At 64.5% G+C, this 20,472-nt stretch carries 22 protein-coding genes; 7 read left to right on the forward strand and 15 right to left on the reverse strand.

Going from position 1 to position 20,472, the window contains the following annotated elements:
• The first annotated feature begins 59 nt into the window (after window positions 1-59).
• A complete protein-coding gene (locus tag ABB27_RS01615; protein ID WP_057626479.1) occupies window positions 60-512 on the forward strand; it encodes a hypothetical protein in 453 nt (150 codons plus the stop codon).
• A gap of 22 nt (window positions 513-534) precedes the next feature.
• On the opposite strand, the gene ABB27_RS01620 is transcribed toward ABB27_RS01615, so the two are convergent.
• On the reverse strand, window positions 535-858 hold the full coding sequence (locus ABB27_RS01620) for a DUF6122 family protein (protein WP_057626480.1): 324 nt from the start codon (window positions 856-858) through the stop codon (window positions 535-537).
• Between the two features lie 182 nt (window positions 859-1,040).
• Between ABB27_RS01620 and ABB27_RS01625 the strand changes: the two genes are divergently transcribed.
• Window positions 1,041-1,511 carry a YehS family protein gene (locus ABB27_RS01625; RefSeq protein WP_057626481.1) on the forward strand — a complete coding sequence of 157 codons (471 nt, stop codon included), beginning with the start codon at window positions 1,041-1,043 and terminating at the stop codon, window positions 1,509-1,511.
• A gap of 189 nt (window positions 1,512-1,700) precedes the next feature.
• Here ABB27_RS01625 and ABB27_RS01630 read toward each other — a convergent pair whose 3' ends face one another.
• The 4 genes from ABB27_RS01630 to ABB27_RS01645 all read right to left on the reverse strand — a co-directional run bounded on the left by ABB27_RS01630 (window position 1,701) and on the right by ABB27_RS01645 (window position 6,269).
• Complete coding sequence (locus ABB27_RS01630) at window positions 1,701-2,156, reverse strand: hypothetical protein (protein ID WP_057626482.1); 456 nt, start codon at window positions 2,154-2,156, stop codon at window positions 1,701-1,703.
• A 349-nt stretch (window positions 2,157-2,505) separates the two neighbouring features.
• Entirely contained in the window at window positions 2,506-3,081 is a 576-nt protein-coding gene (locus ABB27_RS01635; protein ID WP_057626483.1) for an OmpO family porin, read from the reverse strand.
• A 209-nt stretch (window positions 3,082-3,290) separates the two neighbouring features.
• On the reverse strand, window positions 3,291-3,746 hold the full coding sequence (cueR, locus tag ABB27_RS01640) for a Cu(I)-responsive transcriptional regulator (protein ID WP_057626518.1): 456 nt from the start codon (window positions 3,744-3,746) through the stop codon (window positions 3,291-3,293).
• A gap of 24 nt (window positions 3,747-3,770) precedes the next feature.
• Window positions 3,771-6,269 carry a heavy metal translocating P-type ATPase gene (locus ABB27_RS01645; protein ID WP_057626484.1) on the reverse strand — a complete coding sequence of 833 codons (2,499 nt, stop codon included), beginning with the start codon at window positions 6,267-6,269 and terminating at the stop codon, window positions 3,771-3,773.
• 132 nt (window positions 6,270-6,401) lie between these two features.
• On the opposite strand from ABB27_RS01645, the gene ABB27_RS01650 reads away from it, so the two are divergent.
• Window positions 6,402-6,590, forward strand: coding sequence for a heavy-metal-associated domain-containing protein (locus ABB27_RS01650; protein ID WP_057626485.1), 189 nt, complete (start codon window positions 6,402-6,404; stop codon window positions 6,588-6,590).
• Window positions 6,591-6,719: 129 nt separating this feature from the next.
• Here ABB27_RS01650 and ABB27_RS01655 read toward each other — a convergent pair whose 3' ends face one another.
• Window positions 6,720-7,124, reverse strand: a complete 405-nt coding sequence (locus tag ABB27_RS01655; RefSeq protein WP_057626486.1) for a hypothetical protein — start codon at window positions 7,122-7,124, stop codon at window positions 6,720-6,722.
• Window positions 7,125-7,261: 137 nt separating this feature from the next.
• Between ABB27_RS01655 and ABB27_RS01660 the strand changes: the two genes are divergently transcribed.
• Window positions 7,262-7,651 carry a DUF6165 family protein gene (locus ABB27_RS01660; protein WP_057626487.1) on the forward strand — a complete coding sequence of 130 codons (390 nt, stop codon included), beginning with the start codon at window positions 7,262-7,264 and terminating at the stop codon, window positions 7,649-7,651.
• Between the two features lie 326 nt (window positions 7,652-7,977).
• Here ABB27_RS01660 and ABB27_RS01665 read toward each other — a convergent pair whose 3' ends face one another.
• Complete coding sequence (locus tag ABB27_RS01665; RefSeq protein WP_244479101.1) at window positions 7,978-8,994, reverse strand: hypothetical protein; 1,017 nt, start codon at window positions 8,992-8,994, stop codon at window positions 7,978-7,980.
• 727 nt (window positions 8,995-9,721) lie between these two features.
• Between ABB27_RS01665 and ABB27_RS01670 the strand changes: the two genes are divergently transcribed.
• Entirely contained in the window at window positions 9,722-10,081 is a 360-nt protein-coding gene (locus tag ABB27_RS01670; protein ID WP_057626488.1) for a DUF1428 domain-containing protein, read from the forward strand.
• Window positions 10,082-10,154: 73 nt separating this feature from the next.
• Here ABB27_RS01670 and ABB27_RS19875 read toward each other — a convergent pair whose 3' ends face one another.
• From ABB27_RS19875 to ABB27_RS01680, 3 genes are all read right to left on the reverse strand, one after another.
• The gene (locus ABB27_RS19875) at window positions 10,155-10,295 is read right to left on the reverse strand and encodes a hypothetical protein (RefSeq protein WP_161809592.1); all 141 of its coding nucleotides are present in this window, start codon (window positions 10,293-10,295) and stop codon (window positions 10,155-10,157) included.
• 129 nt (window positions 10,296-10,424) lie between these two features.
• Entirely contained in the window at window positions 10,425-11,624 is a 1,200-nt protein-coding gene (locus ABB27_RS01675) for a TFIIB-type zinc ribbon-containing protein (protein ID WP_057626489.1), read from the reverse strand.
• Entirely contained in the window at window positions 11,624-12,703 is a 1,080-nt protein-coding gene (locus ABB27_RS01680) for an SPFH and helix-turn-helix domain-containing protein (protein ID WP_057626490.1), read from the reverse strand. Before ABB27_RS01680 ends, ABB27_RS01675 begins: the two co-directional genes overlap by 1 nt.
• 120 nt (window positions 12,704-12,823) lie before the next feature.
• On the opposite strand from ABB27_RS01680, the gene ABB27_RS01685 reads away from it, so the two are divergent.
• A complete protein-coding gene (locus ABB27_RS01685; protein ID WP_057626491.1) occupies window positions 12,824-15,232 on the forward strand; it encodes a membrane-bound PQQ-dependent dehydrogenase, glucose/quinate/shikimate family in 2,409 nt (802 codons plus the stop codon).
• Window positions 15,233-15,401: 169 nt separating this feature from the next.
• Here the strand turns inward: ABB27_RS01685 and bioD are convergent, their stop codons facing one another.
• From bioD to ABB27_RS01700, 3 genes are read right to left on the reverse strand one after another with little or no spacing between them, the layout of a single operon-like run.
• Window positions 15,402-16,052 carry a dethiobiotin synthase gene (gene bioD, locus ABB27_RS01690; RefSeq protein WP_057626492.1) on the reverse strand — a complete coding sequence of 217 codons (651 nt, stop codon included), beginning with the start codon at window positions 16,050-16,052 and terminating at the stop codon, window positions 15,402-15,404.
• Window positions 16,049-17,341: an adenosylmethionine--8-amino-7-oxononanoate transaminase gene (gene bioA / locus ABB27_RS01695; protein WP_083491086.1), complete on the reverse strand. Its 1,293-nt coding sequence runs from the start codon at window positions 17,339-17,341 to the stop codon at window positions 16,049-16,051. Before bioA ends, bioD begins: the two co-directional genes overlap by 4 nt.
• A gap of 47 nt (window positions 17,342-17,388) precedes the next feature.
• Window positions 17,389-18,018 carry a M23 family metallopeptidase gene (locus ABB27_RS01700; protein ID WP_211263655.1) on the reverse strand — a complete coding sequence of 210 codons (630 nt, stop codon included), beginning with the start codon at window positions 18,016-18,018 and terminating at the stop codon, window positions 17,389-17,391.
• Between the two features lie 124 nt (window positions 18,019-18,142).
• Here ABB27_RS01700 and ABB27_RS01705 point away from each other — a divergent pair, with 124 nt between their 5' ends.
• Complete coding sequence (locus ABB27_RS01705) at window positions 18,143-18,415, forward strand: hypothetical protein (protein WP_152984379.1); 273 nt, start codon at window positions 18,143-18,145, stop codon at window positions 18,413-18,415.
• 304 nt (window positions 18,416-18,719) lie between these two features.
• Here the strand turns inward: ABB27_RS01705 and ABB27_RS01710 are convergent, their stop codons facing one another.
• Complete coding sequence (locus ABB27_RS01710) at window positions 18,720-19,415, reverse strand: TorF family putative porin (protein ID WP_057626494.1); 696 nt, start codon at window positions 19,413-19,415, stop codon at window positions 18,720-18,722.
• Between the two features lie 132 nt (window positions 19,416-19,547).
• A complete protein-coding gene (locus tag ABB27_RS01715) occupies window positions 19,548-20,339 on the reverse strand; it encodes a hypothetical protein (protein WP_057626495.1) in 792 nt (263 codons plus the stop codon).
• Window positions 20,340-20,472: the final 133 nt, after the last annotated feature.

Consider the following 20,472-nt stretch of genomic DNA (forward strand, 5'->3'; position numbering starts at 1 on the left):
TGCTAGCGTTCAGGCTGGCTCACCATCACGGTGTGGCCCTGTAGCGGAGCGGTTGCACCATGATCCGAACATTCCTATCTGCGGTACTGCTGCTGGCCCCGGCCGTGGCCATGGCGCAGGACACCGCAACCGCACCGGGCGGCCTGGACCTGAGCGTGCCGCAGGCGCCGCTGCGCTACCTGGGCGAGACCGACTACAAGGGCGATGCACCGGGCACCTACTACGGCGACAAGAGCGGCCCTGCCCCGCGCAAGGACCAGCCCGGCGCCCAGGTGATGGATGACAAGTTGCAGGTACATGGCGCGGTCAGCGCCGGCATGGGCTATTCCAAGGGCTACGGCAACAGCAACTGGCAGGCCGTGGACCTGAACCTGGGCAAGAACTACAACAACGACGAAGGCGAAAGCCGCCGCGTCAACCTGAACATCCACATGAGCAAGAGCGAAGGCCCCGGCCCGTATGGCTATGGCCCGGGTCCCGGCTTCGGCCCCGGCCCCTGGGGCGGCTGGTAAGCCCACCGCTGCCCCGCGCCGCTCAGCTGCTGGCGCGCATCCACAGGCAATCCAGCGCATCCAGCGCGATATGCACGAGCAGACCGATGCCGAACAGGCGGGTCCGCTTGGGCAGGGTCAAACCGGCATACAGCACGATGGCCGGCGCGGTATGCAGCGGGTGGAAGCCGATGCTGCAACGGCCCGGGGCGTAGATCGGGTCGGCCAGCAGGTGGTCCAGATCGATCACCCAGCCCAACAACAGCAGCATCCAGGCCTTGCCGAACTGCGGCCGCCAGAACAACCAGGCCAGCAAGGCCGGCACCGCCACATGCAGGCACAGGTGCAGGATGGCGCGCAGGCTCATGGCCTTGCCCCCTGCTGCGAGAGGCCAACGGCAGCCGGGACGGGCAGGTGCTGATCAGGTGCTCGATGACGCATGCGGGCTGTTCTGGCTGAACCAGCGTCGATTGTAGGCCGGGGCGGCCGGGGCGCGGCGTTACACTATGCCCCCGCCGGCAGTTCCGCCGCGGTGGTTCCGGAGTGGCAATGATCAACAACGACGTACTGCGCAGCATCCGCTACATGCTCGACCTCAGCGACAGCATGGTGGTGGACACCATTCACTTGGCCGATCCCAGCTTCGAGGTGGATGCGGCACAGGTGCACGATTTCCTGCGCAAGGACGACGAGCCGTTGTTTGAAGCCTGCCCGGACGCGGTGTTGTCGCGTTTTCTGGACGGCCTGATCTACCACTACCGTGGCCGCGACGAATCGCAGCCGCAGCGCCCGCCGGAAAAGCGCATCACCAACAACATCGTGCTGAAGAAGCTGCGCGTGGCCTTTGAACTGAAGGACATGGACATGCATGCGATCTTCGAGGCGGCGGGCTTCCCGATGTCCAAGCCGGAGCTGTCGGCATTGTTCCGCCAGCCGGACCACAAGAATTACCGCGAATGCGGCGACCAGGCCCTGCGCAACTTCCTCAAGGGCCTGACCCAGCGCGTGCGCCCGGCGTAAGGTTCGCTGCGGCCGCTCCCCTGCTTTCTTGCTTGTGGGAGTGGCGTAAGCCGCGAAACAACGAATGCTGCAGCCCGCAAAGGCTTGGCTTCGGCGGGGATAGCGCAAACCGCTGCTTCGAAAACAATTGTGGCTTCGCGGCTTACGCCGCTCCCACAAAAGCCGTCTTGGACGCGCCCGATCCGGCGCTTACAGAATCCGGTAAACGCGGGCCTTGGGCAGGTCTTCATCCACCTGCAGGAACCAGCGCCCGGCGATGCCGGGGATCACTTCGATTTCAGGCGACTGCAAGGTAGTGCGCAGGCGCATCTGGCCCTTGAGCACCTTCCACTGCTGGCCATTGGCCAGCACGAACACCGTGCCCGGCTCCCAACCTTCCACCGCGCCCTGCACCTGGCTGTGCACCGGGCCTTCCTCCAGGCCGATCTGCATGGGGGCAGGCGTGGGTGTGGCGGCAACGGCGGCAACCGGTGCGGTTTCGCTGAGCATGCGATTGAGCAGCTGCAGCTGCTGCGCGCTCAGCCCGACCTGCTGAAGCTGCTCGGCGCTCAGGCGCTGCTCCAAGGGCAGGTAGTCGCGCTGCTTGCTCCAGGCCAACGGGGTGATCGACAGCAGGGTTGCGGCAAGCAGCAGGCGGGTTTTCATGCTCAAGGTCCTTCCGGCCGATGCCGGTTGAGGCGCACTTTGCTGCAGTTTGGTTACGGCTTGGTTACATGCGCCAGAGCAGGAGCTTGCCCTCACCCCAACCCCTCTCCCGTAAACGGGAGAGGGGCTAGCATTGCGTCGGCTCGTAGTGCACCAGCCCCTCTCCCGCGCACGGGAGAGGGCGCGCATTGCTTGCGCTCGGAGTGCATTAGCCCCTCTCCCGCCTGCGGGAGAGGGGTTGGGGTGAGGGGAAGCTTCTAGCTAGAAAACCAAAGACCAAAAACCAAAAAAAGGCCCGGCATACGCCGGGCCTTTTTTCGCTACCTGACGCCAAAGCGCCTTGTGCGTATTACCAGCTGAAGCGCGGACCCACGGTCCACTGCTTGTCACCGTTGTTGAACATCTTGATGTCGCCATTGATGCCCCAGTTCTGGTTCAACTTCACCTGGCCACCAAGGCGGCCGTAGAAGTCACCTTCCGGGCTGATGCCGTGCTTCTTGCTGAAATCTTCGTAGCCAGCCATTGCATACACTTCGGCATGCTTGCCGAAAGCGGTGCGGATACCGGCTTCAGCGCTGTAGCCGTTGAAATCCAGGCCCTGGGCAAACTTTTCGTCGTACTTTTCGTAAGCCACGCGAGCAACGAAGTCGGTGGTCGGGGCGATTTCCTTGTTGAAACCGGCACCGACGCGCCACTGGTCGACGTCAAGGTTGGTGTGCGAGATTTCCTGACGGGTGTATTCGCCAAAAGCGTGGAAATTCGGCAGGAAGGCGTAGGAACCCTTCACACCCCAGCCTTCGGCCTTGCCGTCAGCCGAGGTCTTGGCGTAGTCGGCTTCGGCATAGTTGTAGGACAGGCCGTCAGCAGCAGAAGCGGCGAACGGAAGGGCGGCAACCAGCGCCAGGGCAATCAACGAAGTCTTCATGGGTACTACCTCTGCATTACTGAGCTTGATGGCACGACAGCAAAGAGCTGTCTGCGTCCGGATGTAAGTTTTCCGTTAGTCGCCCCAACAAACCCTGAAACAGCCCATGCAATAAAACGTCGATTTTTGGCTTCTATTCAGGCGATTTCTGGCACGCGCGGGGCGCGTGCACGTTGAATCGCATTCATTTAAGCAAATACACGCAATATTCAGCGTGCGCGTTTACCCGCCGCAACGCCGCCAAAGGTGGTCGGCAAGGCCGCGTCGTGCAGGGGCACGCCGGTCTCGATGTCACGCAGGATCGGGCAATCCGGGCGCTCGTCGCCGGCGCAGCAGTTGGCCAATGCCTGCACCGTCTGCACCATGTCCTGCAGCTCGGCGATGCGCTGCTGGAGCACCTGCACGTGCTCCAGCGCCATGCGCTTCACATCGGCACTGTGCCGCGAGCGGTCGCGCCACAGCTCCAGCAGTTCACCGATGCGCTCCACGCTGAAGCCCATGTCGCGCGAGCGCTTGATGAAGCCCAGGGTGTGGATGTCGCGTGGCGTATACACCCGATAACCGGCATCGGTGCGTGCCACCGGCCCGACCAGGCCGGTGTCCTCGTAATAGCGGATCATCTTGGCCGAGATGCCGGTGGCCTTGGCGGCCTGGCCGATGTTCATGCCTTCATCCATCATCATCGCTCCTCACGCCTCGCTCTGTGGTGCACGGAAGCGCTTCAACCGCAGCGCATTGCCAAGCACGAATACCGACGACAAGGCCATCGCACCAGCCGCGAACACCGGCGACAGCAGGATGCCCCAAACCGGATACAACGCACCGGCAGCAACCGGAATCAGCGCGGTGTTGTAGGCGAAGGCCCAGAACAGGTTCTGGCGGATATTACCCATCGTCGCCTTGCTCAGCGCGATGGCGTTGGGAACGCCCTGCAGGCTGCCCGACATCAGCACCACGTCGGCGGCCTCGATCGCCACATCGGTACCGGTGCCGATCGCCATGCCGACATCGGCCTCGGCCAGTGCCGGTGCATCGTTGATACCGTCGCCGACATAGGCCAGGCGGCCGTGTGCGGCCTTGAGCCGGCGCACCGCATCGACCTTGCCTTCCGGCAGTACTTCGGCCACCACCTCGTCGATGCCCAGCTGACGGGCGATGGCTTCGGCGGTACGGCGGTTGTCGCCGGTGATCATCGCCACCTTCAGGCCCAGCGCATGCAGGCTGGCGATGGCGGCACGGGTGTCGTGCTTGATCGGGTCGGAGACGGCGATGATCGCCGCCAGACGGCCGTCCAGCGCGGCATACAGCGGGCTCTTGCCCTCCTCGCCCAAGCGCTGCGCATCGGCGGCAAACACCGTCACGTCCAGGCCGAGTTGCTGCATGAAGCGATCCGCGCCCACTTCCACGCGCACGCCGTCCACGTTCGCACGCACGCCATAACCGGTCACCGATTCGAACGCATCCACGGCCGGCAGCTGCAGGCCTTCCTGCTGCGCGGCAGTGACGATGGCGCGGGCAATCGGATGCTCGGAGCGGTCTTCCACCGCCGCCACGCGCGCCAATACATCGCCGCGCTGGAAGCCTGCGGCCAACTGCAGATCGGTCAGCAGCGGGCGGCCCTCGGTCAGGGTGCCGGTCTTGTCCACCGCTACCACCTGCGCTTCCTTCAGCAGCTGCAGCGCCTCGCCCTTGCGGAACAGCACGCCCAGCTCGGCACCACGGCCGGTACCGACCATGATCGAGGTCGGCGTGGCCAGGCCCATCGCACACGGGCAGGCAATGATCAGCACCGCCACCGCATTGACCAGGCCGAAGGTCAGCGCCGGATCCGGGCCGAAGATCAGCCACACCGCGAAGGTCAGCACCGCCAGCACCATCACGATCGGCACGAACCAAAGAGTGATGCGGTCGACCAGGGTCTGGATCGGCAGCTTGGCGCTCTGCGCCTGTTCCACCAGGCGGATGATCTGCGCCAGCACCGTTGCCCCGCCTACCGCGGTGGCACGCACGCCGAGCGCACCGGTCTGGTTGACCGTGCCACCAATGACCGTGCTGCCCGGCGCTTTCTGCACCGGCACCGGCTCACCGCTGATCATCGATTCGTCGACGTAGCTTTCGCCGTCCACCACCTCGCCATCCACCGCGATGCGTTCGCCGGGGCGCACATCGATCACGTCGCCACTGACGATCTGCGCCAGCGGCAGTTCAACCACGCTGCCATCGCGGCGCACGCGTGCGGTCTTGGCCTGCAGCTTGAGCAGGCGCTTGATCGCCTCGGAAGTGCGGCCCTTGGCCTTGGCCTCCAGCACGCGGCCGAGCAGGATCAAGGTAACGATCACCGCCGCCGCTTCGTAGTACACGTTCACCGTGCCGGCCGGCAGCAGCCGCGGCAGGAAGGTGGCCACCAGCGAGAAGCCATACGCGGCCAAGGTGCCTACCGCCACCAGCGAGTTCATGTCCGGTGCGGCGCGCAGCAGTGCCGGGATGCCCTTCTGGTAGAAACGGCGGCCCGGGAAAACCAGGACCAGCGTGGTCAGCACGAACTGCAGCAGCCAGCTGTTCTGGGTGCCCAGGGTGGCGGCGATGTAGTGATGGAACGCCGGTACCAGGTGCGCGCCCATTTCCAGCAGGAACACCGGCAGGGTCAATGCCGCCGCCAGCCACAGGTCACGCTTGAGCACGCGCAGTTCCTCGGCATGCCGCTGCGCCTGCTGGTCCTCGTTGCTACCGGCGCTGCCAACCACGCTGGCCGTGTAGCCGGCCTTGCTGATCGCCGCCAGCAGCGCCTCGGGCTCCGCACTGCCCTGCACGCTGGCGCGCTCGGTGGCCAGGTTGACGCTGGCCGACTGCACACCGGGCACCGCCTTCAGCGCGCGCTCGACACGGCCCACGCAGGACGCACAGGTCATGCCTTCGATCAGCAGCTCCAATGCCTGCGTGGCGGGTGCGCTGACCTCGTAGCCGGCCTTGTGGATGGCCTGCACCAGCACCTCACGCGGCACGCTGCCGTCGGTTTGGACGGTGGCCCGCTCGGTGGCCAGATTGACGCTGGCCTGGCTGACCCCGGGGATGGCCTTGAGCGCACGCTCGACGCGGCCCACGCAGGAGGCGCAGGTCATGCCTTCGATCGTCAGATCCTGGCTGCGGGGGCCGGAATCCGGATTGTCCGGGCGGGGGCTGCTGCTCATCGGCACATCTCCATTTCATGGTCTGGAGCCACCTTAAAGCTTCCAACGATGGGAGGGTCAAGCACGGATCGAGCGCTTGACCTTGCCATCATGGGAAGGTCCAAGCTGCTCCCACCCCAACGGAGAAACCCCATGAAACTGCATATCGAAAGCATGACCTGTGGTGGCTGCGCCCGCAGCGTGACCGCCGCGCTCAAGGCCGTGGACCCCACCGCGACGGTGGAGATCGACCTGCCCGGCAAGAATGTGAAGATCGAATCCAGCCAGCCGGTGGAAAGCTTCACCAAGGCCCTGGAAGAAGCCGGCTTCCCGCCGCGCTGATCCTTGTCTGTGGGAGCGGCGTCAGCCGCGAAGCTGATGCCGCTTCCGTTCGCGGCTTTCCAGGACCGTCATGGATTGTCAGCTTCGCGGCTTATGCCGCTCCTGCAAACCAACCAATCCGCAACCGCGTCAGCGCGCGCGTTTCCAGACTTCCCGTTCCACCCGGCGCTCGCCGTCCCAGCGCTCCAGCGTCCACACATCACCTTCCAGCGTGTAGCGGAAGCTGTAACTGCCGCCATTTTCCAGCGGGTAGGACGCCATCAACGGCGTTTCCACGTACTGGCCTGCGTCGCTGCGATAAGTGCCTGAGCCACCGGCCCAGAACTTGCCGTCGCTGGTGGTGGTGAAGGCGAACCGGCCATCGCCCAATATCTTGGTGCCGGCCAGCTTCTGGCTGGCGTAATCCACCACTGCACCTTCCGGGTTGATGAATTCCCCGGACTGCAGCTGCCAGGCACCTTGCAGGCCATCGGCGCCATGCGCGCTGGCCGCGCCCAGCAACAGTACCGCGGTGGCGAAAGAACGCAGCAGCATCGGCAACTCCAGATCAGGTCGGGTCCGCATTGTGCGCATTGGCAAGCCAACAGTGCCAATACCGGTGCATCGGCAACCTTTGCCTGCGCCAGCGCGGCGCTATCATTGCCGCCATTACAGGAACCAACGGCGGCCCCATGCAGACCCTACTCACCCCGGTATCGATTGGCGAGTTGATCGACAAGATCACCATCCTCGAAATCAAGGCCGAGCGCATCCGCGACACTGCCAAGCTGGCCAACGTCCGTACCGAGCTGCAGGGCCTGTGGCCGCTGTGGTTGGCGCAACAGGAGGCACGTCCGACGCTGGGCGCGCTCAAGGACCAACTCAAGGCCATCAACGAGCGCATGTGGGAGATCCAGGACCGGCTGCGCGAGAAGGAAGCCGCGCAGGATTTCGGTGCGGAATTCATCACCCTGGCGCGAGGCGTTTACGGCACCAATGGTGAACGCATCGTGGTGAAGAACGAGATCAACCGCCTCGCCGGTTCGGCGCTGGTTGAAGAAAAGCAGTATCAGGGCGAGTAAGCCGCTCGGTGCCCGCCCCACCTGTAGAGCCGAGCCATGCTCGGCTGAGGCTTTACCGGTGACGCCCCTGCCGAGCATGGCTCGGCACTACACCCCTCCCTTTCGCGCAGCGAAGGGGGGGAAGAAGGCCTGCTTGCGCGCCACTGGCGCGCGGCCTGATGAACGACCGAAGGCTATGCCTTCGGGCCGGACGGGTTGGGGAGGGGTGCTTTTGGCCGCCAACGCAAAGCTTCAAGCAAAAGCCAACCCCCTCCCAACCTCCCCCTTGGCTGCGCCAAAGGGGAGGAGCAGAGCAGCCACCCCCTTTGCTGCTATTGCCGCAGCAATCAAAACGCCAGCTGCGCCCACAGACCGGCTTCGTGGCTTTCCTTGCGCGCGGTGGCCGTTTCCTGGGTGATCTGCTTGCCGACTGCGGCCAGGCGCAGGTATTTGTTCGGCTTCCACTCCACGCCGACCAGGTGATAACGCTCGCGGTTGAGCGGATTGATATCCAGGCTCATCCGGGTTTCTTCGTGACGGGTGAACACGGCGTACTGCGGGCTCAGCTGATAGCTGCCCCACACCGACCAACCACGCTGGTCGTCACTGCCCGGCTTGACCACGCGGGTCCAATCTTCGGCATAGAAGTACTGCGCACCAATCCGGCCACGCTCGCCCACCCAGCTGGCCATCGCATTCCAGCGCTGTGCGGTGTGTTCGCGCGGCATGTCACCGGAGTCCAGCGCGCGGGTGCCGCGGTAGCCGCCCAGCGCCAACTCCACGCCCTTGGCCGCTGCCCAGCCAACCCGCACCTCGACATCGGGGTGATCGCCCAGACGCGGCTTCTGGTAGCCACCACCGGTGACCACCGAGGCGGCGTACGTGAAATCACCACGCGTGTACTGGCCGTGCACGCCGTAATCGGCCGCATTGCCCATCTTGCTGCGGGTGATCAACGCACCATCGACATAGCGGTAACCATCACGTGCCGACTCCTGCTGGATCCACGGCAGCGGCGCGTTACCGAAACGCAGCCACGTACCCTTGCCGAAGCTGCGCTGCAGGTAGGCGTGGCGCAACCACACATCGGTGGGGTCGCTGTTGCGCAGCCACTGCACATCGGTGGTCACCTGCGCCGTCCAGTTCTGGTTGAAGCGATGATCGACGGTGATGAAGGTACGCTTCAGGTCCATCGCCAGGCCTTCATCAGCGCTGACAACACCATCGCGGTCGAGCTGGCTGGCATTGACGAAGATCTGCGCCGATACCTTGGTCGCCGGCGTGGCGTCCTGCGCCCAGGCCAAGCCCGGCAGGCAGAGCGCGGCCAGCGCGCTGGCCAGTGCATTACGGGAAACAAACTGCATCACAACTCTCCTGATGCCAGCCGCAGCTGGCGTTATGCGGTCAATCGCGTACCTGCACGAACACTGTCGCAGAGCCAGGCATCGGCCCTGCCGGCGACGTCCGGCTGCGGTTGCGGGGGGAAGCAAGCACCACATCCAGCGCCGCCTGCCGTCCCGCCGAGTGATCAAGGCGGCTGCGGCTGCGGGACGGGAGGTGTTTGAACAAGAATGCCGTTCTGGAGCAGCGCGGTGGTGCCGCAGCCGCTGTTGAACGGGGCATCCCCCGATAGCGGCGGCGATCGGCATTCATTGAACCCGCAGACTGCATTCTGCCGATTCCTGTCCAGTCCGCTGACATACCGGCCTTTGCCTGCGCCGGCCATTGCCGCGGTTTCCCCGCCACGCTAGCCCGCCTCCCGGCCGCCATCAGCGGCCCTGCCCACACTGCACGCTTGTTCATATTCCTTGCCGTTACCGAACGATGCCATTGTCGGCAAGCGCCGGTAGCGCATCCCTGATGAAAATCAATCCAGTCCGGATCGTCCGCTACTGCGCGGCAATGCCGGGCCAGATTCGCTTCCATCTGTGCGCCATGCCGCATAAAAACCGGCTGCGGCTGGCATCGCCGCAACTGCAGACGGCGGATTTTGCACGACCGCAACATTGCCGGGCGCACAATTGGCTTCGCCCACTCCGCCGTTGCCCCCACAACGCGGCCGCCATGGCCGCCGCTCCCGCGAGGTTCGCCATGTCCTACGTCGATGGTTTTCTGGCCGCCGTGCCACTGGCCAACAAGGCCAAGTTCATCAAGCACGCACACACCGCCGATGCGCTGTTCATCGAGTTCGGTGCGCTGCGCGTTACCGAGTGCTGGTCCGATGACGTGCCGCATGGAACGCTGACCGACTTCTACCGCGCCGTGCAGGCCAAGGACGATGAGGCGGTGGTGTTCTCGTGGATAGAGTGGCCGGACAAGGCCACGCGCGACGCCGGCATGCGCAGGATGATGGAGGACCCGCGCATGGACCCGGCCACCAACCCCATGCCCTTCGATGGCAAGCGCCTGGTCTACGGTGGTTTCCTGCCAGTACTGCACCTGGGCGAGTAAGCGCCTGCGCATGGCGCGGGCAATGAAAAGGCCAGGACGTTGCCTGGCCTTGTTGGACGTTGTGTGGCAGCGCTCAGCTGTCGCTGCGCGCCATCTGCGGCGCCTGCAGCATTACCGTTTTCATCGAAAGGCATTCCGGGCATACCCGTTCCAGCACTTTGATCACCGGTGCGTAGACCGCCTTGCACTTGGTGCACTGGACGCGTCCAGTCATATTGGCTTCCATGAGCCTCCCTCTTGTTGCATTCCAAGCTGCCTATATGGCGCTGAAACCCTGCATTTCAAGGGCTGAGGCTGAACCCGATGCGGCGCGGTGCCGCATCGGGCAGGCAACTTCACCTTGTCAGCGGCCGCCGCCGAGCACCAACAGCACAAGCAGCAGTCCCAGCACAGCGCCCAGCACCGTGAAGAAAATCTTCCACGCGCTGTAAGGGCGCTCACCGGCCAGTGCACCGGTATAGCCATTGGCCAGCACCTGGTAGCTGCGCGCGCCATAGGTGTAACTGACCAGCCACACCGGCACCAGGATGTGCTTGAAGGTGCGCTTGCTGTAAGTGGCCTGCACCTGCAGGTTGCGCTGGGTATCGCCGGGCACCTGTTCGGAACACAGGTAGCGGGTCTGCTCCTGCATGCGCTCCTGGCCCTGCTCCGCTGCCTGGCGCAGATCCACCTGGTAGCGCTCCACCGTCCAGCCACGTACGAACTCCGGCGTATACGGTTTCAGGTCAGTGCTGGTCGGGAACCGGCCGATCTTGGCCAGCAACTCCGGATGCACACCTACCGTGCCCGGCACCAGCTCGTCGTCGAAGAAGTGCTGCAGCGAACCAGACGCCGGCACCCAACGCGTGCGCCGCTCCTGCCGGGTCTGGGTATTGCCCTTGGAATCGCGGTAGCTGACGGTGACGTAGTAGTAATGCCCGGCCTCGGCGGTCCAGCGCGCGGACACCTGCGCATCGAACGTCCAGTAAGGCAGGTACATGCCCTTGAGCGTGTCGGTCAGCGCCGCGCGCTTGAGCTTGCTTGGCGCGAACCAGCGCGTGCCGTACCACTGGCGGATGATGTCGCGCACCTGGCCGTCGCTGATCTTGAACGGCAGCACGCTCTGCGGGGTGATCGCATCGCCCAGCGATTCATGCGCGATGATCGAGGGCGAACCGCAGAATTCACAGCGGTCGGCCACCCTGCCATCGACGAACACCGAGATCGCATGGCAGCTCTGGCATTGCACCTCGCGCGGTTGCCCGCCATAGCCACGCTGCTCGGCCGGGGTGGCAGCCATGCTCTGCAGCATGCCAACCACACCGCCCTGCTGCAGTGGCGGCAACGGCGGCGGCATGGCTGCCTGTGCATCCATCCGCGACAAGGCCTCCAGCAGGTCCAGCTCGACCACGCCGGCACTGCCATCGCCCACACCCTCGGCCGCCTCCGACAGCGGCACGATGGTGCCGCAGTAGGGGCAGGCCAAAGCCTGTTTGGCGGCATTCCACTGCAGATCCCCACCGCATTCCGGGCAGGGATGTTTGCCAACTGTTGCGTTGTTCATCAGCCGCGCAGGAACTCTTCAAGTGCGGAACGGGCAATACGGGTGGCATTGCCGATCTTGCGTGCCTTCAGGTCACCGGCGGCAATCGACGCCATCACGTCTTCCACCGACACCGACAGCGCCTGCGCGGCCTGTTCCGGGGTCAGCACATCCAGCAGCGGCGCATCGCCGCCGGCCGGCGGCAACGGCGGCGGTACTGCCGCACCCGGCACCACCGGCGCGCCGCTCTGCATGTTGCGCATCATTTCCTGGGCCATGCCGAAGCCCATCGCCATCTGTGCCGGCACCGCAGCGGCGGCGGCACCTTCGCCGCCCTCGCCCATGCCATGGCCCATCTGGTATTTGACGTAGTCGTTGAGGTTGCCGATCACGCCCATGCTGGAGCGCTTGTCGATGGCCTGCTCCACTTCCGGCGGCACCGACACGTTTTCCAGGATGAAGCTGGTGATCTCGATGCCGTACTTTCCGGACATGGCCGGGTTGATCAGCGGCATCAGCGCCTCGCCCAGCTCGGAGTAGCGCGAGGCCACGTCCAGCGCCGGCACACCGGCCTTGGCCAATGCCTCGGTGAACACGCTGACGATGCGCGAACGCATGGTGTCGGCGAACTCGTCCAGGCGGAAATTCTGGTCGGTGCCGGCCACTTCCTTGAGGAACCTGGGCGGATCGACGATGCGGAAATCGTAGGTACCAAACGCGCGCAGGCGGACCACGCCAAAATCGGCGTCGCGCATCATCACCGGATTGGCGGTACCCCATTTGTTGCCGGTGAACAGGCGCGTATTGAGGTAATAGACATCGCACTTGAACGGCGATTCAAAGCCGTACTTCCAGCCCAGGATGGTGGACAGCACCGGAATGTTCTGGGTGCTCAGCGTGTGCTTGCCCGGGCCGAACAGATCGGCGTACTGGCCGGCAGCGACGAACTGCACCATCTGCGACTCGCGCACGATCAGCTGCGCGCCGTTCTTGATCTGGCGGTCCTCGTCGGGCCAGCGGTAAGACAGCGTGTCACGCGAGTCATCGGTCCACTCGATGATCTCGATCAGTTCCTTCTTGATGAAGTCCAGAATGCTCATGCTCAGTCCCCAGTCGACAAGACCGTGATTCTACGGCGGGATTGTTAACAACGCGCGTGACGCCATGCAGACATGACTGCGCGCAGCATAGGGACATCTTTCTGGACCTGTGGGAACGCCATGCGTGTTCTGACCCTGTTGTTGACGAGCCTGTTCGGGCTGGCCCTGGCCGTAGGTGGCGGCTGGCTGCTGGCGCTGCACGGCAGCCCGTTCTACCTGCTCAGCGGCCTGCTGCTGCTGATGGTTGCCTGGGGCCTGTGGCGGCACCGGCGCTGGCCCACCTGGCTGTACGCCGGCTGGTTGCTGGTACTGCTGGGCTGGTCGCTGTGGGAAGCCGGCCTGTACTGGTGGCCGCTGGCCACCCGCCTGGGCCTGCCGGCCCTGCTCGGCCTGCTGATGGCCTTGCCGGCCTCGCGCCGCTCCAGCCCGCGCGGCTATACCGGCCCGGCCGGCTGGCCGGTGCTGCTGGCATCGTTGGGCGTGGCGGCGGTGGCGTTTGCCGGCATCCCGCGGCATCTGCATGAGATCAATGGCCAGCTGCCGATGGACATCGTCAACGCCAACCCGGCGCTGGGCGACAGCTCGCAGCCGGACGGCGAGTGGCAGGCCTACGGGCGCAGCGGCTATGGCCAGCGCTACTCGCCTTTGGCACAGATCACCCCGGCCAATGTCGGCCAGCTGCAGCTGGCCTGGCAGATGCAGACCGGCGACGTGCGCCTGCCGCAGGACGTGGGTGAGACCACCTATGAGGTCACCCCGCTGAAGATCGGCAACACCCTCTACCTGTGCACGCCGCACAGCCTGGCCTTCGCATTGGATGCCGATACCGGCAAGGTGCTGTGGAAGTTCGACCCCGGCGCCGGCATGGAACCGCAGCGCCAGCACCAGACCTGCCGCGGGCTGTCGTACTACACCGAGCCTGCCGCCGCAGCTGCCACGACAACATCGGCCACCACGGCGGCCAGCGCTTCCACAGGCGCCGCGCCTGCACAGGCGGCGCTGCCCGCAGCGGGCCAGGCCTGCAGCAGCCGCGTGTTCCTGCCCAGCGCCGACGCCAAGCTGCATGCGCTGGATGCACAGACCGGCCAGCCCTGCAGCGATTTCGGCAACAACGGCGTGCTCGACCTGCTGCACAACATGCCGTTCAAGCAGGCCGGCTATTACTACTCCACCTCGCCGCCGCTGGTGGCCGGCGGCAAGGTCATCGTCGCTGGCGCGGTCAATGATGACTATGCGATCAACTCGCCCTCGGGCGTGATCCGCGCCTACGACGTGCACAGCGGCCAGCTGCTGTGGAACTGGGACTCGGGCAACCCTACCCAGACCGCGCCGCTGGACCCGAACAATCCCAACCAGGTCTACACCCCCAGCTCGCCGAACAGTTGGTCGGTGGCCAGTGCTGACGAAGCACTGGGCCTGGCCTACTTCCCGATGGGCAACCGCACCCCCGACCAGCTCGGCATGTACCGCAGCCCGGCCGAGGAAACCTATGCCTCGTCGGTGGTGGCGCTGGATCTCAGCAGCGGCCAGGTGCGCTGGGTGCAGCAGTTCGTGCATCACGACCTGTGGGACATGGACACCCCGGCGCAACCGGTGCTGCTAGACCTGGACCTGCCGCAGGGCCGGGTACCGGCGTTGGTGCAGCCGACCAAGCAGGGCGACATCTACGTGCTGGACCGCCGCGACGGCAAGCCGCTGCTGCCGATCAGCGAGCACACCGCGCCGCAGTACGTGGACATCCCCGGCCAGCACGCCGCACCCACCCAGCCCTCTTCCGCGCTGAGCTTTGCACCCAAGCCACTGCGCGAGGCCGACATGTGGGGCGCGAGCCTGATCGACCAGATGCTGTGCCGCATCCAGTTCCGGCAACTGCGCTACGACGGCCGCTACACCCCGCCGACGCTGCAGGGCAGCCTGATCTACCCGGGCAACTTCGGTACCTTCAACTGGGGCAGCGTGGCAGTGGACCCGCAGCGGCAGGTGATGTTCGGCATGCCGACCTACCTGGCCTTCGTCTCCAGGCTGGTACCCAAGAACGAGACCGGCGGGCGCGCGATGAACAAGGGCGAGCACGGCCTCAACGAGAACAAGGGTGCGGACTACGCAGTGGAGATGACGCCCTTCATGTCACCGATCGGTGTGCCCTGCCATGTACCACCGTGGGGCACGATTGCCGCCGCCGACCTGCGCACCGGCAAGATCGCCTACCAGCACCGCAACGGCACCATCCGCGACCTGTCACCGCTGCCGTTGCCGATACGCATCGGCGTGCCCGGTATCGGCGGACCGATGCTGACCTCCACCGGCGTGGCCTTCATGAGCGCAGCCACCGACGACAACTTCCGTGCCTACGACCTGGCCACCGGCAAGGTGTTGTGGGACGTGCGTATTCCAGCCGGCGGACAGGCAACGCCGATGACCTACCTCAACAGCCAGGGCGAGCAGATGGTGCTGCTGGTGGCTGGCGGACACGGCTCTACCGGCACCAAGGCCGGCGACTATGTGTTGGCGTACAAGTTGAAGAAGTAACGTCCTTAATGGCTGAAGCAGGGGCAGAAGCAACCCCTCCCCAACCCTCCCCTTGCCTTTGGCAAAGGGAGGGAGCACAAGCAACAGCGTCAGTACCGCCGATCCGCCCCCTCCCTTGCGCAACGCGCAGGGGAGGGTTGGGGAGGGGTGCTTTTCGCGAGGAACTCAATCAGCCCAGATCAATCCGCGGCACGTCGTACCAGGTCGCGTCGGGGAAGCGCTGCAGTACCCAATCTCGAATGAAGCCGCGGCTGTCAGCCGCGATCACCTCGTCACTGCTGTCATCGCGGCTGTTCCAGGCAACGCCATGCAGGGCGATGCCACGGGCGGCCAGCGCCTCCAGCGACAGCAGGGTGTGATTGATCGAACCCAGCCGGCCCGAGGTGACCAGCAGCACCGGCCAGCCCTTTCCAGCGACGTAGTCAATCGTCAGCAACTGCTCGGTCAACGGCACCATCAAACCACCGGCGCCTTCGATCAGCACGGTCTCGTAGCGTTCGCACAAGCGTGCGGTCGCCGCTTCGATCGCCGCAAGATCCAGCGGCCGCTGCTCCAGCCGCGCCGACAGATGCGGCGATGCCGGGTAGGCGAACAATGCCGGCATCGTGGTGCCATCGCGGTCCTCTTCAAACAGTCCGGTCCCCATGATCCGCCGATGCAGCAGGATGTCATCGGAGGCACCCACGCAACCGGTCTGTACCAGCTTCTGGGTGATCACGTCCTCGCCCTGCGCCGCCCATTGCTGCGCCAGCCAACCGGTGACCACGGTCTTGCCGATCTCGGTATCGATGCCACTGACAAATACGATCCTGCCACTCATGCGCGCATATCCTCTTCCTGCAGGCTGGCCACCAGCGCAACCATGCCCGCGCACAGCTGCTGCAGCTGTGCATCGTCAATCACAAATGGCGGCATCACATAAACCAGCCGCCCAAACGGGCGGATCCAGATGCCTTGTTCCAGCATCCGCTGCTGGATGCGTTCCAGGCGCAGGCCGGCCTTCAACTCGATCACCCCGATGGCGCCGAGCACGCGTACATCGGCAACCTGCGCCAACGCACGTGCAGGCGCCAGCCCTTGCTCAAGTTGGCCTTCAATCGCCGCCACTCTGCCTTGCCAATCCTGCGCCAACAGCAGCTGTACCGATGCCAAGGCCACTGCACAGGCCAGCGGGTTGGCCATGAAGGTCGGCCCGTGCATGAACACGCCCGGCTCGGCGCTGGCGATCACATCGGCCACCTCGCGCGTGCACAGCGTGGCGGCCAGGGTCATGTAGCCACCGGTCAGTGCCTTGCCGATGCACAGGATGTCCGGGCTGATGCCGGCATGCTCGCAGGCGAACAGGCGCCCGCTGCGACCGAAGCCGGTGGCGATCTCGTCGCAGATCAGCAGCACGTCATGCGCACGGCACAGCGCCGCCAGCTCACGCAGATACTGCGGGTGATAGAAACGCATGCCGCCGGCGCCCTGCACCACCGGCTCGATGATGAAGGCGGCCAGCTGATCGGCGCGCTCGGCAAACAGCTGCGCGACCGGCGCGATATCTTCAGGATCCCAGTCATCGCCGAAGCGCGTCTGCGGAGCGGGAACAAAACAACGCGACGGCAACGACGTACCAAACAGACCATGCATGCCAGTGACCGGATCGCAGACCGACATCGCGTTCCAGGTATCGCCGTGGTAGCCGGAGCGCGTCGTGGCGATATTGGTCTTGCCGGGCTTGCCACGCGCCGCCTGGTACTGCACCGCCATCTTCAACGCTACTTCCACCGATACCGAACCGGAGTCGGCGTAGAAGATCGCATCCAACCCCTTGGGCACGATCTGCAGCAGCTGCTTGCCCAGGGCGATGGCCGCCTCATGGGTGAGCCCACCAAACATCACGTGCGACATGCGCCCCAGCTGATCAACCACAGCCTGGTTCAGCTGTGGATGGTTGTAACCATGAATGGCGCACCACCATGAGGCCATGCCATCGATCAGCTGGGTGCCGTCTTCCAGCTGCAGCAGCACGCCATCGGCGCGCGCAACCTTCAGCACCGGCAGCGGGCTGCCCAGGGCGCTATAGGGGTGCCACAGGTGTTCACGGTCGAATTGGTCAATCAGCATTGTTGGGCGCTTCACGCCGCGGCAGCGCGGCTTGCAGGGGGCGTACCTTACCGCTTGCGCGGCTGGCCTGCATGCATCAGCGGCAGCGGGTCGAACGGGCCATCGCCCGCGTAGATGCCGTAATGCAGGTGCGGCGGCGTGCCGCGCGCATTGCCGCTGTCACCGACAAAGCCCAGCACATCGCCCGCCTGGACAACGCGCCCGTAGGCCAGCCCCGGCACCCAGTCCTGCAGATGCGCGTAGTAATGCCGTTGCCCGGCCGGCCCGATGACCCACACCTGACGCCCGCCCAGGCCGCTGTCACGCACTGCCGCCACCACGCCATCGGTGGCCGCCAGCACTGGCGTACCGCGCTTGGCGAAGATATCGACGCCATGGTGTTTGCGATCGCGGCCGCGTGGCGCGCCGAACGTGTTGGCGATCTGGCGCGGCTTGATGCCCTGCACCGGCACCGCAATGGCCGTTGGCGGCGGCAAGCGGGAGAGCTTCCAGCTCTCGCGGGCGACCACGCTGAAGGGTTGACGCCAAAACCAGCTGCCGGCCAATACCAGTACGACCAGCAGCAGAAGCAAGCCTGTCGTGCGTAGTGGCGTGATGCGTGGGGAAGAAGTCAAAGTGCGCCTGATGGAGGTCTGCTGGATGCCAAAAGCTAACAGGTGGTTGTGGTGAATTTCCACAACATTTTCGTTACCAGAATCCGGCGGCTAGCACTTCAAATTCGCTTCACATTGGGCGCATACGGAGCACACGCAACGCAGCTAGATTGTGCACCTACGAAGCCATCGCCCATGCACCTCACACGTGGACATTATCTACTTCATCACACGGACACCCGCGATTCCCGCAGCGACGTATCTGCTGTTACTGGCGTGTACATGGTGCTTTAGTCGGTTGTTGTTCGATGCCCTTTCAACCCTGGGGCTGATCGGATTGCTGATGGCCTTCCTGGGCAGCAGCGGTGAGGCATCAATGATCATTGCGCTTATCGCTGTTATCCAACTGACGCTGAGCTTTGCCGGCAGCCGCGTGCAGCGTGTGAGTGGCGATTCCCGTGCACTGCCGGATCGTGGCTGACGGGGCTCTTCAATGCCTCTAGCTTCGCGGCTTACGCCGCTCCCACAAAGGCGGCGCCAACGCGCTCCTGTAGGAGCGACGTCAGTCGCGAAGCTCGTACATCTTCAGGTCGCAGACCAGGTGATTGCTCATTGATGCCAGCTTCGCGGCTTACGCCGCTCCTACAAAGGCGGCGTCAATGCGCTTCTGTGGGAGCGACGTCGGTCGCGAAGCTCATACATCTTCAGATCGTGGATGAAGTCATCACTCGTTGATGTCAGCTTCGCGACTTACGCCGCTCCTACAGCCACAGCACTGGCGGCTATCAGAACGATGCCTGCACGGCGGCTTCCCAACGGGTGCCTGCGGCGTTGTCGCCAAACAGTTCTCGCGCATGCTGATCTGTAAAATGCCCGCTCAGGCGCAGCTCGACGGGGGCAGCTACTGCCCATATCGCACTGAGTTGGCCGTGCGCGTAGCCACCACCAGCAGCGTCCTGCAGCTGGTACCAGCCGGCAGCGGCTTCCAGCCGCAGTTGCGGTGACACCGGCAGGCGCACGCCAAGCTGACTGTAGAGGCCGTCCTGCGTGGTCCCCAGCGCCTGCGGCGACCAGCCCAGCGACAGCCAGTAGTTGTGCTTCCAGGTCAGCGTGGTATTGAGCTCGGTCCAGTTGAGGTCGACCGTGGTGGCGGGATAGCGGTAATGCAGCAGGTTGGCGTCCAGCGTCCAGGCATCAGCCAGTTTGCCGTTCCAGCCGACGATGAAATCAAGCTCGCTGCTGGCATGGGTCTCCGGCGCGAACTCAACGCTGGAACCGGAGACAGCGGCATACGCCCCATTGGCGCCGGCCAGGCGGAAGCCTGCCTGTATCGCGGCATCCCCCTGGCTCTGGGTGGAACCGCGCCAGACGTAATCGCTGGTCAGCGCGGCGCTGCCGCTGGTGTCGATGGCCAATGCATCGGCACTGGCGGTGAAGGCAACAAGGGTGGCGAGATACAGCGAAGCACGGCGGGTTTTCATGGGTTTTCCGAAGGCGGCCACGCGAGCTGCGCGGCGATGCGGAATTGTTCCCGCCGCACACATAAACCGGCGATGGCGGCAGACCCGTATCTGCATCAAATCTGCGTAAAACCGCTGTAGCGCTGCCCAGGATCAGTCCTGTACGGTGAATACCTGGCGGCTGCCTCCCGCCGGCATCGGCTCGGCGAACGCCGGCTTTATCTCCATCGGCACCCAATCGCTTTCACAGCGGGTGAACTGCCATTGACTTGGTTTGAAGCGCGCGGCCGCGCCATCGGGCTCACCGATGAGGAATTCCGCCTGGATGTCGTAGTCGATCAGCGGCGCATTGAACCAGACATTTTCCCCGGCCTTGCAATCGATGAACGCACGCGACTTATCCAGCACCCAATCCCCGCTCTCCGGGTCGGGGTGATAGACCGGGCTGATGCGCTGATCAGCGGCCAGCCGCATGCGCCCGGGCGTCATTTCCAGCGCGCTTACCCACAGGCCGGCCAGCTGTACCGGCGCGGGGAACTGCAGCGCATCCAAACCACGCAATCCCAACGCACGTTGCGGCTCGCCGTTATCGAATACATCGCGACGATTGACCAAGGTCCCCTTCGGCACCTTGAATTCGCCGTACTGAAAGTCACGATCCAGCACGAACTGTGCGCGGCTGGACCGCTGCCAGTTCTCGATGGTGAATTCGCGCTTGAACTGCGCCACTTTGTAGACCATAAAGCCCACCCACACCATTACCAGCAGCACGAATACGGTGCTTATCTGCGTCTTCCAGTTGAAAAAATTTCCCCAGCCACCCTCGCCATGGCGGTGGAAATACCAGGCCTGCACCAGCAGGCCAATGGCAACAGCGGCGCCGACAAGCGGCAGCACAAACACCAGCAGCAGGAACGGCCACGAGATCAACGGTCCAAAAAGCATTATGTGAACAAACAAGACGGAGCCCACTGCATCCTAACGTGCCCGCGTGCCAAGGCATGCAATCAGGGCATGAGCAGCAAACAAATCCGCATCAGCGACAGGTCTTTGACCCGATCCGGACTCATGCGTGGAG

The organism is Stenotrophomonas terrae, assembly GCF_001431465.1.
GTDB lineage: Bacteria > Pseudomonadota > Gammaproteobacteria > Xanthomonadales > Xanthomonadaceae > Stenotrophomonas > Stenotrophomonas terrae.